We start from the raw sequence: 328 nt of genomic DNA on the forward strand, positions 1-328 counted from the left end.
AAGAGTTACGCACACATCTTTATACAGATGCAAAACAAGTATCTCAATGGGTTAAAGACACTTTTGAAGTTACCTATACTCCACAAGGAATGGCTGATTTACTTAACAGAATTGGTTTTTCCTATAAGAAAACAACCGAAGTGCCTTGTGAGGCGGATCCTTTAAAACAAAAACTATTTGCTGAAGCGCTCTCTAAAATTCTTTAAGAAAAGGAAGAAGGGGATGTGGTGTATTTTGCCGATGGTGTTCATCCTACGCACAACATCCGTTCCACTTATGCTTGGATAGAGAAAGGTAAAGAGTTTCAACAACCAACAGTTAGTGGGCG

General features: G+C 39.0%; 1 protein-coding gene. It reads left to right on the top strand.

Translation table 11 applies throughout. The annotated features are described in order from the left end of the window. Positions 1-206, top strand: a 206-nt coding sequence (locus CAPGI0001_RS13285; protein WP_002665936.1) for a helix-turn-helix domain-containing protein, incomplete at its 5' end; no start/stop codon positions are given. Between the last annotated feature and the right edge of the window lie 122 nt (positions 207-328).

The sequence above is a fragment of the Capnocytophaga gingivalis ATCC 33624 genome (assembly GCF_000174755.1).
Classification (GTDB): domain Bacteria; phylum Bacteroidota; class Bacteroidia; order Flavobacteriales; family Flavobacteriaceae; genus Capnocytophaga; species Capnocytophaga gingivalis.